This window comes from Streptomyces natalensis ATCC 27448 (assembly GCF_000935125.1).
Taxonomy (GTDB): Bacteria; Actinomycetota; Actinomycetes; order Streptomycetales; family Streptomycetaceae; genus Streptomyces; species Streptomyces natalensis.
In genome coordinates, this window is record NZ_JRKI01000062.1 from 166,780 (window position 1) to 180,721 (window position 13,942).

11 protein-coding genes are annotated in these 13,942 nt (G+C 66.5%); 2 read left to right on the forward strand and 9 right to left on the reverse strand.

Annotated elements, in window-relative coordinates; translation table 11 throughout:
• Positions 1 to 34 precede the first annotated feature (34 nt).
• Both phoP and phoR read right to left on the reverse strand, forming a co-directional pair.
• Complete coding sequence (gene phoP, locus SNA_RS35900; protein ID WP_466419800.1) at positions 35 to 706, reverse strand: two-component system response regulator PhoP; 672 nt, start codon at positions 704 to 706, stop codon at positions 35 to 37.
• A 5-nt stretch (positions 707 to 711) separates the two neighbouring features.
• Positions 712 to 1,995 (reverse strand): two-component system sensor histidine kinase PhoR, encoded by a 1,284-nt coding sequence (gene phoR, locus SNA_RS35905; RefSeq protein WP_030063827.1) that lies wholly within the window; start codon positions 1,993 to 1,995, stop codon positions 712 to 714.
• Positions 1,996 to 2,414: 419 nt separating this feature from the next.
• On the opposite strand from phoR, the gene phoU reads away from it, so the two are divergent.
• Together phoU and SNA_RS35915 are read left to right on the forward strand one after the other, a co-directional pair.
• A complete protein-coding gene (gene phoU / locus SNA_RS35910) occupies positions 2,415 to 3,092 on the forward strand; it encodes a phosphate signaling complex protein PhoU (RefSeq protein ID WP_030063826.1) in 678 nt (225 codons plus the stop codon).
• Positions 3,093 to 3,602: 510 nt separating this feature from the next.
• Entirely contained in the window at positions 3,603 to 3,821 is a 219-nt protein-coding gene (locus SNA_RS35915) for a hypothetical protein (RefSeq protein WP_030063825.1), read from the forward strand.
• A 573-nt stretch (positions 3,822 to 4,394) separates the two neighbouring features.
• Here the strand turns inward: SNA_RS35915 and SNA_RS35920 are convergent.
• The 7 genes from SNA_RS35920 to SNA_RS35955 all read right to left on the reverse strand — a co-directional run bounded on the left by SNA_RS35920 (position 4,395) and on the right by SNA_RS35955 (position 13,923).
• A complete protein-coding gene (locus SNA_RS35920) occupies positions 4,395 to 7,028 on the reverse strand; it encodes a tetratricopeptide repeat protein (protein ID WP_104532148.1) in 2,634 nt (877 codons plus the stop codon).
• 20 nt (positions 7,029 to 7,048) lie between these two features.
• Complete coding sequence (locus SNA_RS35925) at positions 7,049 to 7,474, reverse strand: hypothetical protein (protein WP_044368575.1); 426 nt, start codon at positions 7,472 to 7,474, stop codon at positions 7,049 to 7,051.
• A 988-nt stretch (positions 7,475 to 8,462) separates the two neighbouring features.
• The gene (locus SNA_RS35930) at positions 8,463 to 8,798 is read right to left on the reverse strand and encodes a Pepco domain-containing protein (protein ID WP_051877125.1); all 336 of its coding nucleotides are present in this window, start codon (positions 8,796 to 8,798) and stop codon (positions 8,463 to 8,465) included.
• Positions 8,788 to 9,984, reverse strand: a complete 1,197-nt coding sequence (locus SNA_RS35935; protein WP_157880188.1) for a CHAT domain-containing protein — start codon at positions 9,982 to 9,984, stop codon at positions 8,788 to 8,790. The genes SNA_RS35930 and SNA_RS35935 overlap by 11 nt, the downstream gene beginning before the upstream one ends.
• A 102-nt stretch (positions 9,985 to 10,086) precedes the next feature.
• On the reverse strand, positions 10,087 to 11,580 hold the full coding sequence (locus tag SNA_RS35940; RefSeq protein ID WP_030063821.1) for a hypothetical protein: 1,494 nt from the start codon (positions 11,578 to 11,580) through the stop codon (positions 10,087 to 10,089).
• Positions 11,581 to 12,014: 434 nt separating this feature from the next.
• Positions 12,015 to 12,722, reverse strand: a complete 708-nt coding sequence (locus SNA_RS35945) for a creatininase family protein (protein ID WP_030063820.1) — start codon at positions 12,720 to 12,722, stop codon at positions 12,015 to 12,017.
• Between the two features lie 280 nt (positions 12,723 to 13,002).
• Positions 13,003 to 13,923 carry a helix-turn-helix transcriptional regulator gene (locus SNA_RS35955; protein ID WP_030063818.1) on the reverse strand — a complete coding sequence of 307 codons (921 nt, stop codon included), beginning with the start codon at positions 13,921 to 13,923 and terminating at the stop codon, positions 13,003 to 13,005.
• Positions 13,924 to 13,942: the final 19 nt, after the last annotated feature.

Here is a 13,942-nt window from a genome sequence, read left to right on the forward strand (position 1 = left end):
CTGTGGCCGGCCACCGGCCCTGGCCGCGGCCGGCCTACGGCTCGAACTTGTAGCCCAGGCCGCGGACCGTGACCAGATAGCGCGGCGCGCCCGGGTCGGGCTCGATCTTGGCGCGCAGGCGCTTGACGTGGACGTCGAGGGTCTTGGTGTCGCCCACGTAGTCGGCACCCCAGACGCGGTCGATCAGCTGCATACGGGTCAGCACCCGGCCGGCGTTGCGCAGCAGCATCTCCAGGAGGTCGAACTCCTTGAGGGGCAGATCGACCTTGCCGCCGGAGACCGTGACGACATGGCGGTCCACGTCCATCCGGACCGGGCCGGCCTCCAGGGCCTGCGGGGCGACCTCCTCCGGCTCGCCGCGGCGGCGCAGCACGGCACGGATGCGAGCGACCAGTTCGCGGGAGGAGAAGGGCTTGGTGACGTAGTCGTCGGCTCCTATTTCCAGGCCGACGACCTTGTCGATCTCGCTGTCCTTGGCGGTCACCATGATGACCGGGACATTGGAACGGCCACGCAGCTGGCGGCAGACCTCAGTGCCGGGCAGGCCCGGCAGCATCAGGTCCAGGAGGACGAGGTCGGCACCGTTGCGCTCGAACTCGTCCAGACCGTCAGGGCCCGTAGCCGCGATGGCGACCTCGAAACCCTCCTTGCGGAGCATGTACGACAGTGCGTCGCTGAACGATTCCTCGTCCTCGACAACGAGCACTCGGGTCACGGAAGGACCTCCGGGGCAGGGTGTGCTGGCAGCGGATCGTTGAAGGTCTCGTACGGGCGGTCCTCATCCGGGCGGTCCTCGTCGTCGAGGCCCTCCGGGGTGAGGCCGGCGGGCCGTTCGCGGTCGCGGACGGCACCGGCTTCCGGGAGACGCAGGGTGAAGGTGGAGCCCTGTCCCTCAGCGCTCCACACCGTGACCTCTCCGCCGTGGGAGGCGGCCACGTGTTTGACGATGGCGAGGCCGAGGCCGGTCCCGCCGGTGGCGCGCGAGCGCGCCGGGTCCACTCGGTAGAACCGCTCGAAGATGCGGTCCCGGTCCTTCTCGGAGATCCCGATGCCCTGGTCGGTCACGGCGATCTCGATCAGGTCTCCTCCGGGCGCGGAGATCCGGCGCCCGGCGATCCCGACCCGGGTGCGGGCCGGGGAGTAGTTGACGGCGTTCTCGACGAGGTTGCCGAGGGCCGCGGCGAGCTGGCCGCGATTTCCCCATACATGCAGGTCGGCGGCGCCTCCGGCGGCCATGGTGATCTGCTTCGTACCGGCCTGCTGGCGGCAGCGGTCGATCGCCTCGGCGACCAGTTCGTCGACGCGGACCGGCTCGGCGTCCTCCAGCGGGTCGTCGTTCTGGACCCGGGAGAGGTCGATCAGCTCCTGGACGAGGCTGGTCAGGCGGGTGGCTTCGTTCTGCATCCGGCCGGCGAAGCGGGTGACTGCCTCGGGGTCGTCGCTGGCGTCCATCACCGCCTCGGACAGCAGGGAGAGGGCGCCGACGGGGGTCTTGAGCTCATGGCTGACGTTGGCCACGAAGTCGCGCCGGACCGCCTCTATCCGTCGGGCCTCGGTGAGGTCCTCGACCAGCAGGAGGACGAGGCGGGAGCCGAGCGGGGCGACCCGGGCGGAGACGGCGAGGGCGTCCCCGCGGCCCGTGCCACGGCGCGGCAGATCCAGCTCGACCTGGCGTATCTCGCCGTCCCGGCGGGTGTCGCGGGCCATCTGCATCATCGGTTCGACGGCGAGCTTGCCGCCGCGGACCAGCCCGAGGGCGTACGCGGCGGAGCTGGCCTTGACGACGGAGTCGGCCTCGTCGAGGACGACGGCGGAGGAGCGCAGTACCGACAGGACGGTGTCGACGCCGGGCGGCAGCACGGCATCGGTGTGCAGGGACGTCCGCGTGGGCTTGGCCTGGTCGCGTTCACTCCAGCGGAACGCCAGCATGGCGAAGACGCCGGTGCACAGTCCGGCGATCGCTGCCACTGCGGCAACCGCCGCGTCCACGTTCATGACTCCAGCGTATGCGGCAGGTCGGACACTCCCCCAGCGCTGCGCAGATCTGCTCAAACAGCCGTCGCCCAGAGTTCACCCTTACGTCGGTACCGGTTCACTCCGGAGGCCGGGCCGCAGGCCGGCGAGGGTCCGGGGCAGCGGTCATGTCGCCCAGAGTTCACCTTCATGTCGGTGATGGTTCACCCCGGGTGGGAGTGCCGGTCGCGATGTCCCCGCACGGTGAGGGTGCGGGCGCAGGAGTCGGTCCCGCACCGGGCGCGCGACGGCCGGGCTCCATGGGCCTCTGGGCGGAGCGCGGGACGTACGGGCACGGAGCGTGGGAACGTGGGAACCGGGCGCATCGGACATCCGTTCCCCACGGCTCCCACCCACCACCTGACACCACTCGAACCACTTGATGCGAGAGAAGGTCACTGATGCGGGACGCGTACCACGAGGAGCTTGATTCGATCGGCGAGGGCCTGGTCGAGATGGCCCGGCTCGTCGGCTCCGCGATCGGGCGCGCCACCACGGCGATACTCGACGCGGACCTCAAGCTGGCCGAGAGCGTGATCGCCGCGGACGAGAAGGTCGACGATCTTCAGCGCGAGCTCGAGGCGCGGGCGATAGCCCTGCTGGCGCGGCAGCAGCCGGTCGCCACCGACCTGCGGATAGTCGTCACCTCGCTGCGGATGAGCGCCGACCTGGAGCGCTCGGGCGACCTGGCCCAGCATGTGGCCAAGCTGGCGCGGCTGCGCTTCCCGCACACCGCCGTACCGGGCGATCTGCATGCGACCATCCTGGAGATGGGGCAGCTGGCGCAGCGCCTGATGGCCAAGGCCGCCGAGGTCATCATCACCAAGGATGTCGATCTGGCGCTCCAGCTGGAGCACGACGACGACGCGATGGACCTGCTGCACCGCGCCCTCTTCCAGCACCTGATGGACGACCGCTGGAAGCACGGCATCGAGACCGCCGTGGACGTGACCCTGCTGGGCCGCTACTACGAGCGCTTCGCGGACCACGCCGTGTCGGTGGCCAAGCGGGTGGTCTATCTGGTCACCGGCGAGCACGCCGATGAAATCGCTCCGCCGACGCAGGTTGAGGGCGCATAGGGGCCTTCGGGAGCCGTCCGCCACCCTCGCGCGCCATTGACGCGTGCCTCCACGCGCCGTTGACGCGCCTCCTGGCCCGGGCTTGCAATGGGCACCAAGGTGACCCCTAGGAGGCAATGCATGGCACTCATGGCGGACTCCACCCACACCGCTCCGGCGCGGGACGCCGCGGCACCCGTCACATACCCGCCGCTTCCGCTGCTGAGCGGCTGCCAGTGCGGCCCCGGCTGCAGCTGCGGCTGCCAGAGCGGCGGCTCCTGCCAGTGCGGCGGTTCGTGCGGTTAGCCACCGCGATGCGCACCGCGGCCCCGTCCGGCGTTCCGTCGGGCGGGGCCGCTGCGTCTGCCGGGGCCTTCGCCGGGAAGGGTCGCTGCGTCTGCCGGGGCGGGCGGGATCATCCGTGCACTCGTTCCCCGCTCGAAAATTCGCTATCGGTCCTTTTTGTCACAAATGCATCGCGAAGCGGCCGCACCCCATAGCGGTCACCGCCTCCAAAGCGTTGGCCCGAGCATGAAGCCCTCAAAGAACTCCGCGCACGACCACCGGCTGCCGCCCGCCCAGGACGAATACCGCGCCGGCGTCAATCCCGAGCTGCTCGGCGCGTACTGGCTCGACACCCCCGACCGCGACCATGTGGCCGCGGACTGCCCGTGGTGCCGCGAACTGGCCGCCTCCGAATCCGGCCGCGGCACGGCACAAGCCCCCCACCCGCGGAATACCCGCAGGTAGAGGGCTTGCCCAGGGCGGCTCGGCCGCGCGGTGCTACTTCTTCTTCCCCTGGGTCTGTACCCCTGCGTTGCGCACCTCGAAAGACACGCGGGAAGCCGCGTATGGTCTGCGATCGAGCCGTGGTTCTTGGTCGTTGTCGGCCGTCCCTGGCCAGTGCCAGACGGCCCAGGGACGGCCCAGCCCCACTGAGCTGCCGCCCGAACACCCCGATCACCGTCACGTTGGCCATGTAAACCCGGTCGATGAAGCCCTGCCGCGCTTGGTGGCCCGGGGCTTCATTTGCGCTACCCCATCGGCCGGAACTACACATTACGAGTTGTCCGATCTTGTTCCAACATCGTCCATTGTCGTCCGCGGCGCTCGCTGCGCCGCAGTTCAGGGCCGTGGCAGACCTCCACGGACAGTCCCGGACCTGCACCAGAACCAACGCCAAGCGAGACCACAACTGAGACCGCCCAACTGGTCGCACCAAGCCCGCGCCACAGTCAGCGTCCGAGAGGTGGTCGGCACTCGGCGCGGAGCTGTTCGATCGCTTCCTGCGCGTACCGAATCCATGCTTATGACACACCCGGCTCACATCCGTTTGGAGCCATCGACGCCATGGTCGACGAGCGCAGAAGCGAGATTGCCACGGACCGTTGCCGTCAACGGATGCTCCTCACCAAGCGCCTGTATGGCGTCCGTCAGGGCCTTCTCGAACAGCAGGACCGCGCGCTCCAGATCCCCCGCACTCTCGTAGGCCAGGGCGAGGTTGTTGCGGGAGGCCAGCGTCTCGGGGTGACTGTCGCCCAGAACCTTCACCCTCTGGGCGACATTGGCCTCGCACAGAGGGACGGCGCGCTCCAGATCCCCCGCTCTCTGATAGGCCACGGCGAGGTTGTGGCGGGAGGCCAGCGTCTCGGGGTGACTGTCCCCCAGAACCTTCACCTGCTGGGCGACATTGGCCTCGCACAGAGGGACGGCGCGCTCCAGATCCCCCGCTCTCTGATAGGCCACGGCGAGGTTGTGGCGGGAGGCCAGCGTCTCGGGGGGACGGTCGCCCAGAACCTTCACCTGCTGGGCGACATTGGCCTCGAACAACGGGGCCACGCGCTCCAGATCCCCCGCCTCCATGTAGACGCTGGCGAGGTTGTGGCGGGTGATCAGCGTGCTGATGTGGCTGTCTCCTAGGACCTGCACATGCTGGGCGAGATTGGCCTCGAGCAGCTGGGCCGCGCGCTCCAGATCCCCCACCTCCACGTAGGCAGTGGCGAGGTTGTTGCGGGACGACAGCGTCGCGGGGTGACTGTCGCCCAGAACCTTCACCTGCTGGGCGATGGTGGCCTCGACCAGCGGGACCGCGCGCTCCAGATCCCCCGCTCTCTGGTAGGCCAGGGCGAGGTTGCCGCGGGTTTCCAGCGTCTCGGGGTGACTGTCACCTAGGACGTGCGCCTGCTGGGCGAGAGCGGCCTCGAACAACGGGACCGCCCGCTCCAGATCCCCCGCCTCCATGTAGGCGACGGCGAGGTTGCTGCGAGTCCTCAGGGTGCTGCGGTGGGTGTCGCCCAGAACCTGCATCTCCTGGGCGAGAGTGGCCTCGAACAACGGGACCGCCCGCTCCAGATCCCTCGCCGTCCGCAAGGTGAGTGCAAGGTTGTGGCGAGTGGTCAGCGTCTCAGGGTGGTTGTCCCCCAGGACCTGCACCTGCTGGGCGAGAGTGGCCGCGAACAGTGGGGCCGCGCGTTCCAGATCCCCCGCACTCTGGTAGGCCAGGGCGAGGTTGTTGCGGGAGATCAACGTCTCAGGGTGGGTGTCGCCCAGGGTCTGCACCCTTTGGGCGAGGATGGCTTTGCGTAAGACCAAGCTCTGGCCATCGCGTCCCTGCCGGAAGAGATGCTGCGCAGCGCCGTAGTACACGTCACTGAGGTCAGACGACGTGGAATGCCCGGACGGCGTGGACTCCGCGAGAGCCGTGAGGTGAGGTATCAGCCGTTCCCAAGGCCCGGCTTGCGCAGCTTCGGCATTCTGATCCGACGGAAGTGCGTGACAGACAGCCCGCTCGGCCTCGTGCAAGCCTCGGGGTCCCGCAGTGGGATCGGTTTCGTGGTTAGCGCGCAGGACGGTCTGGACCAGACGGTGCACACTCACACCCTGGCCACTGGTGAAGGTGACCATGTTGTAAGCGTGCAGCACGCCCAAGGCCTTGCCCAGGGTGAGAGTGTCCGGCGCGAGGGGTTCGAGCAGGGTGCGGGGGATGTCGTCGGGGGCCAGCCAGGCCATCGCGTACAACAGCTCTACCGCCAGTGGGTTACGTTCCTCGATCGCGATGAGGGTGCGCGACCAGATGCGGGCGATGGTGCGTTCCGGGTCACTGTCGCTCGCTGTCTCGTCCAGCATCAGCCCGAGGGACTCCCGGTACTCGCCCAGTTCGCAGCCGGTCTCGTAGGCGTATGCGCCGGCCTGTTCCAGTGCCAGCGGCAGGAACCCCAGATCTCGTGCCAGCGCCTCGGATTGGGCGCGCTCCGTGCGGGTCGGTTCCTGTCCGCCGAACGCCAGTCGGCACAGCAGGTCTGCTGCCGCCTGCGGGGTCAGTAGGTCCAGGGGCATCGACGGGCCGATCCTGTGCCAGCCAGTGGCGCGTCGGCTGGTCGCCAGTACGTGCCCGCCAGTCAGCGCGCCCAGGTATGGATGCAATTGGGTCGGTTCCTCGACGTTGTCGAAGATCAGCAGCCAGCCCGGATGCCATCCCAGCCACGTGATCGCCCATGCCGCCTGCTCGTCCACCCCGGCTGTACCCGCCCACTGCGGGCACAGTCTCAGCGCCAAGGCCGCAAGCCCGGACACGATCGCTTCCGGCGTATCCGACGTGATCCACCACACCAGGCCATACTCGGACCGGAACTGGTGCGCGTAGTGCAACGCCAGCGTGGACTTGCCGACCCCGCCCAGCCCGTGGACCGCCCCGGTCTGAGTCACCACCACCCCGCCGCTCGCATCCCCGCCGGGCGCGGCAGTACACAGCAGGCCCCGGACCCGGTCCAGGTCCTCTTCGCGGCCCACGAAAACCCCCGAGGCCCCTCCCGGCAGATTTCCTGCGCTGGGAGGAGCCGGTACTTCCCGGGCCCAGTGGACCGCCTCCGCAGGCAGCGTTACCACCCGGGCGTTGTCCCCGCTGATTGCCACCGCGATCGTCCCGGCACCGATCGGCCGCTCACCCGCGACCTCCATTCGCACCGGCTCCCCCGAAGTCACGACTGCGGAGGGTGGATCGCGGCGTGGTCGCCGGACACCGCGATACCGATGTGCTGCGCACCGATCGCCCGCGTCCCGGACACGTTCACCGACACCCCGCCCGCGGCACGCAGCAGTGCGGCTACCTCGCTGAACAACCCCGCGTCCTCTTTCAGCGCCCGCTTGATCTGCTGCCGCAACGCCCCGGCCGCATCCGCGTCATCAGGCTCGTCCGCAGCCTCCCCTACCGCCGCTTCCAGGGCGGCACGGCTCTGGGCGTCCCTGCGGTGCCACACCGCCTGCAAAAGCCGCCGACCGACGTTCGCAGTCGCGTCCACCGCCGCACTCTCGGTACGGCTGAGCACCGCCGCCCCGTACGCACCGACCGCCGCTGTCAGATATGGCTCGGCCTGCTCCACCAGCTGAACGATCTCCGCACTCACAACTGCCCCCTGACACCCCGATACCTGGACTAGTGGAACCCAAGCGTAGGAACACACGACACCCGGCGAGCGCAAACGCCGAAACCATCCGCTACGGTTCCGCAACACGAATCCGCCCGGTTGGTCTCCCTCGATCGAACAGCCTTGCCGGACAAGGGCTCCCGGGGGGCGTGGTGTTGGCTACCTCAGACAGCGCCCAGCACGGTCCCTGGCAGATTTCAAGAGCGTCGCTCTGACCGCGTCCACACCCCATGTGACCTGCCGAACGACGTCCTAGTCGCTCGGCTGACCCTCTGGCCCACAGATGGCCCATGAGGTGCGCTCACTGCGGCATGTCAGCCCTCACCTGGAGAGCACCGTCCACCATGCACGGAACGGGCAGATTTACAGTCCCCCGCCCGCGACAGCTTCGTATGCCGCCTGACCTGCGGCGCAGGATCGGACCACGCTCGCGGCGCTGCTCGCCGTCCACGTGTCGTCCATAGGCTGGCCAGAACAGTGCCGCCGCACCCCCACCGGGGGCCTGGGGCGTGCCCCGCCCATGCGCCCTATTGGTTTGGCACCTGGGCCACGACGCCCACGTATTCGGCCCTCTTATAGTTCCCCACCACGAGGGCGAAGCCATGGCGAGCGACACATTCAAGATCCACTCGCACATACCCGCCACACGTCCCAGGCCGGGCGAGTGGTCACTCAATCACAGCGAAGATGGCGGCGCACCACCCAGACTTTCACCAATCCGCTCCCAGCACTGTGCGACAAGGCCAGCCCGTCCTCGCGGCTTACCCGCGGCTGACCTGTGGATCGCCGGGCCGTCGGAGCCGGGCGCGCCGTCGACCAGCACGCTGTAACGCTCGGCGATAGATGGCCAGCGAGGGTGAGAGCATTCCTGATGGGCGGCTGCGCTCGGCGCTATGAGCACACTCAGGGATAGTTGGCAGTTTCAGCACTCCATCAAGCCGCGTATAAACGCTGGCGGGCGGCAGATCTATTCCGCTGTGGTGCCCTTGTTAGCCCGCACGAACTTGAACGTCAGGCCTCCACTGCCGCCAATCTCGCCTCCGCAACCTAGAACACTGATCGTTCCCTTCGCGCTGATCTCCGTCGCGACGGTGACTTCGCTCAGCTGGTATCCGCTGGGAGCCAGGGGGATCGATGCCAGCACTTCGGTCATGACCTGTGTGAATTGGTCAACCCGCTGCCGAAAGTTCCCGACCGTCACATCGTCACGAGAAAACTCCACCTCATCGCGCCGCCAACGCATGAAGCCGCGCTCCTCACCCGTGACGAGTCCCATAATGGAGATTACGTCTTCAGCTGTCATGATCAAGATTACCTTCCAGTGCATGCTCGACGTAGAGGTCTCCGTCGGCATAGGTGGTGTATAGGAGCCCAAGAGGGTTGCGATAGCGGCGAAGCAAGCTCCACTTGCTCAGCCAGATCGATTCGCCCAGTGACCGACCGCTGAGGAAGTTGTCGTAGAACTTCGACGAGATCTCGGCGGCCACCACATCGGGTATGGCAGTCTCTGTTCCAATGAAGCCGAGATAGCCCTTCCGTAGGAAGAATTCTGGCAACGATGCGCCGGTGAGAGGCTCGGATTCCGCGCTGGAGCAGGCATTGAGGAACACCAGCGGAAGCCGCGGAGTAGGGACTCCACCCAAAGGAGATCGGCTCACGATAATTGCGGACTGGGATTCCATTTCTACGAGGCGCACCTCGACGCATGACGTGGACTGACCCCCCTGGAGCAGCAGGGTGATTTCTGTAGGATCCTGGCTGACTCGGCAGTGGCAGGCGAAATGTAGGACATGTGGCCAAAATTCGCCCGGCCGCTCGGGGTGCTCGCAAAGGATCTTCTCAATAATTTCAGCCGAGTCGGATTCTCTATCTTCCGATCCCGGCCAGGGGCCGAGTACGAAAATGTGCGGCTCGCCGTAGCGTTGCAGATTGCCGACCTCCGTGGAGACGCTCCCGAGCGCAGCGTTCTGGAACACCTCTACCGCAAATCCTCTCGCATTTGGGATCGCGCTGACCCAGGAGTCCATGATCTGCGCCAACGGCGGATGCGGAACGATCCCTCCCCTAATGTGCCGCCGAATGTTCGCGGAGAATCCCAGAAATCGGGAGGCGGATTCTTCCAGCGTGAGATAATCCTTGATCGGGCGGCGGTCTTTTGCCATCATCAGCGCGGGGAGAAGCTCGATGGGCAGGACAGTGTCAGCGTCGGCGATGAACTGTATGTCCGGCAGCCCACTTGCGGTGCCGTTCAGCCCAGGCAGAAAGTCGTGCAGAGTGTTGATGAACCGAATCAGGTCAGGGTCTCGGAAGAGCTGGTGCAGCATCGCAGTGCCCCTGACGTACAGCTCGCGCAAGCCGCGCTCGACACCATCCCAGTCGTCCGCCGGCTGCTCCAAGGTGAGTTGCAGACTCCGCCTCAGCCCATCCACAGCGGCCTGGGCACCTCTGCGGGCACGCTGGATGCCGCCCTGTGCGAGTTCAATGCTCACCTCGACTTCCTCCCGTCCCACGCTTCGGCGCAGGACGAGCCGCGGCTGATCCCTGCCGACCACCTCCAAGGACAAGGAGGGTCCCTTCGGCGGGTGCATCGCTCAGTCCTCGCCGGGGATTGCGGAAACGGTGACTTGCGCCTGTAGAACGTGCACCAGTCGCGTGTATTGATACACAGACACCCATACTGGGATGGGGCCAGGGGTGGAACGTGTGCGCACGGCGAAGTCGACGTGCTCGGTTCCCCCCGAGGTGCGGACATCAACCTCCTGAGAACCAGGAGCGAAGCAGAGTCCGTCACTTTCAGCGACTAGGCGGAACGTTACGATCTCGCCCGCCACGCCAGCTACGGACAGCTCCTCCGAGCCGGCCACAGTCGGCTCTCCCGGCCGGATCACCACCGTCATGACATAACGCCCGTCCGGAGCCAGCGCCGTTCCCCCTTCAGCGCCCACAGCGCCCCCCTGCTGCTGATGCCAGACGACCCGGATGAGCCCAGAGAAGGAGATGAGTTCGGGGCCGCGAAGGGATTCCTCTAGCGTGCGGGAGACAACCGCGCCCATACGTTTCGAGAGGACCTGTCCTTCCCTCGCCAGACGTTTATCCAGCAAGTCCACTAGCTCACTGTTCACGGTGACCGACGCCGTCTCCTGCAGCCCCTCTTGTTGCAGGAGGGATTGGCCCTGCTGGTCGGTTGTCCTGGTCACCAGGTGTGACGCGCTACCGAAGATGACCGCCCACACGATGATCTGCAGCGGTGCGTCGAGGCCGCCCATCCCAGGCACGAATTCGCCAACCAATATCACCACCCCGACGACTGACGTGAGCATGCCGCAGGCCAGCTTTGTTATCAGCAAGGGCAGTGCCAGACCGAGAGGCATGACGCGAATCGACCGAGTGGCCAGCAGCAAAGCGCCACAGGAGCCCACGGCCTCGATGACCACGACGTCAGCCGCTGTCGGCGCACGGCCGAGTGGGCAAACCCTCTGGCGCCCCGCGCCAAAGCAAAGCGGGATCACTCCGGGATCCATCGCACCCACCACGGTGATTGCACCAACGGCCAGAAGTAGAAATAGGTCCGTTGCCAGCAGGATCGTTCGGAAACTGTGGACCCGACTGAGGCGGACCAGCTCGACTTGAGTAGCGCCCCGGGATGCCGCCACGATGATCTTGCGATCGAGCCCCCGCCCCTCGGGACCGGCCTCGTTGTAAAGCATGCTGTCGAAGCGCCGACGCCTCGGGTCATCGGGCGGCAAGTGAGCGCTGACGCGGTCGGTGATGCCAGGCAGTGCGTCACGGATCATCTCTTCCGGTGCCAGCTGAAGCAGCGCAGTCTCGGCGGCTCCGGTGTTCGCCACGACGCGCTCTGCCGTGCGCAAGCTCCGGGCACGCATGGCGGCTGCGGCCTGCAGATGCTCAGACGCTTCCATCAGAAGCTCGCGCTCGTCAGCGGAGAGGGCGCGGTGCCTTGCGAGTGCATCAGCCATGGCCTGCAACTCGGCAAGCTGCGATGAAGCCCTGCCTAGCCATCCATGCTCGAAGGCGCTGTCCACGGTGCGGCTGGCTCGCTGATTGCCCGCAACGGGGTCGGCCATACAGCCATCATCACGCTGCGGTTAATTCATGGCATCCTGCCGGATCCTCCCGGCCCCGGTGCACGTACCACCTTGCGGAACCAGCCCTCGGGTGGCCAACCACCGATGCACATGGCCAGCTATCGCTGAACGTCAGTGACTGAGCGCTTCACTTTGCGGTTCCGCCATCTGGAGCGCTCATGTTCACGGGCTTGAGCTTCAAGGTCGGCTGGCGAGGACCAGCTTCGCCGACCCCTGCACCGGTCAAGTCTGCAGGACTCCCCGCCGCAGAAACCGCAGAATACGCAGAATTCCTGAATCTGCGCTCTGACCTGCGGCAATGAAGCACGGCGGCAGTTGCCGCAAAAATCACCAGAATTTCCGCAGAAATAGATGCGGCGGCCCTTGGGTGCTCCCACGGTGCTTGCCGCAATCGTGGGAGCACCCGGCCACGATCACTCGCCCAGCACGCGAAGATGTTCGGCGAAGTCCTCAACGAGGCTCGCGAGGATGGCCTTTCCCTTGTCCGCCGTGGCATACGACGGGAAACCGATAACCCCCGACTCGGTGTACGCCTTCATGCCCTGCGTCAGGAGAAAGCGCCGGTCGCCTCCATCGTGATCCGCGGTCTCGAAGCCGGGACGGACCAGATCAGGTTCCGCGTGCAGAAGGATCGAGGTCTCGATCTCTCCCGCATGCATGTCGCCGAACGAATCCGAGACCAGGCCGGCGCGCTCGCGGGCCCGGCTCCATTCGTACTTCTGCGGGAAGAGCGACATCCGTGCTTCGGTCAGGTTGGCTTCCTGGACGATGTTGGAGAGTACGTAGTTCCCGCCATGCGCGTTGACGAGCACGAGCTTGCGGACGCCACTGGCTTCCAGCGACGCAGCGATGTCCGTAACGAGCAGGTGCAGCGTACGGGCGCTGATGCTCACCGTTCCCGCCCACGTTCCGTGCTCGTGGCTGCACGCGATCGATATGGGCGGCAATGCGAGCACGGGGTACGCGGAAGCCAGCTCGCGGGTGATGACACAGGCAATCGCCGTGTCCGTGACGAGCGGCAGATGCGCGCCATGTTGCTCGTACGAACCGATCGGAAGAACGGCGACTCGGGGCGACTGTTCCTGAACGTCGGTGGTGGTGATCGTGGGAAGCAGGCTCACGGTTCTCCTTAGTCCGGTCAGGTTCCCTTCATAGTGCCCACGACGCGGTTGAACTCCGCAATCTCCACGAGCTTCCGGAAGGGTTCGAGGTGCGTTTGCAGGCGAGACAGCTCCGCCAAAATACGCGCTGAGCCGGTCGTCTGCGCGATGCTCACGGCCTGAGAGGCAGCGTTGATGGCGCCTTCCAGGTCCCCGAGCTGCGCGTATGCAGTGGCCAAACGGGCGAGGCAGAGTCCTCGATCGCGTTGCTGCTGAGCCGGCCACCGCGTCAGGCTCTCTTCTAGGTCTTCACTGCGTCCTGCGGACGGTTGAGGGCGATGGCGCAGTTGGCCGCCTCCATGTCGATGTACGAGACCGAGACGTACGTAGCCAGGCCCCCGTCCTCTTCGGGCGTCCTATCCGCGAAAACGCGAGCCTCATCCAGTGCACGGGCACTGCCCTCCCGGTCTCCCAGCAGGGCCAGCGAATTGGCCCGGGCCCGCAGGGCAACCGCCTGCACTTGGCTGGGGATCTTGCTTGCGTGCTTCAACGCGGCGTTGGCGAGCCCCTGCGCGTAACCGGCTTGCCCCGCCTCACTCGCGATATTGCTGCGCCGCTGGAGAACGTAGGCACTCAGCGTCGGGTCGTCGAGTTCGTACGCGTAGTCAAGGGCCCGGTTCGTCCACAGCATCGCCGACTGGGAATCCCCTGTGTCCTGGTACAACCACCCCAGGAACTCCGAGTAGCGCGCCCCCACGCGGAGTACGTCGCCCCGGAGTGGTCCGGCTGCGTCCGAGCACAGTTGCTCAATCAGGGGCACTTGACTCTGGACCGCCGGCGCGAGAAAGCGCGGGCCGACCAGCGGCTCCGCCTGCGCGTGCTGGACGAACACCGATTTGAGGTAGGCCAGCACCTCGGGGGTGACCGCAGGAGCCGTAATGCGTGGAGTTGGCAGCACGGGCAAGGCATCGAGCTGCGACGGGGCAGTCTCCAAGGTGAAGCCAAGCTCCAGCCTGGTCGTCTGATAGACCTCGCAGAAGATCGCCTGGTAATCATCTCCGGGCGACCGGCGGCCGTTTTCGAACATCGAGATCTGGGTTTTCAGGCTGGACCGCGATGGCAGGTCAATCCCAAGTCGTTCGGCAGCGTCCACTACCGCGTCCATCAACTCGGCCTGTGACCATCCATGGGCTTTGCGGATGGCCTGCAACTTCGTCTTCATCGCTCCCCCAGGGTCAGGC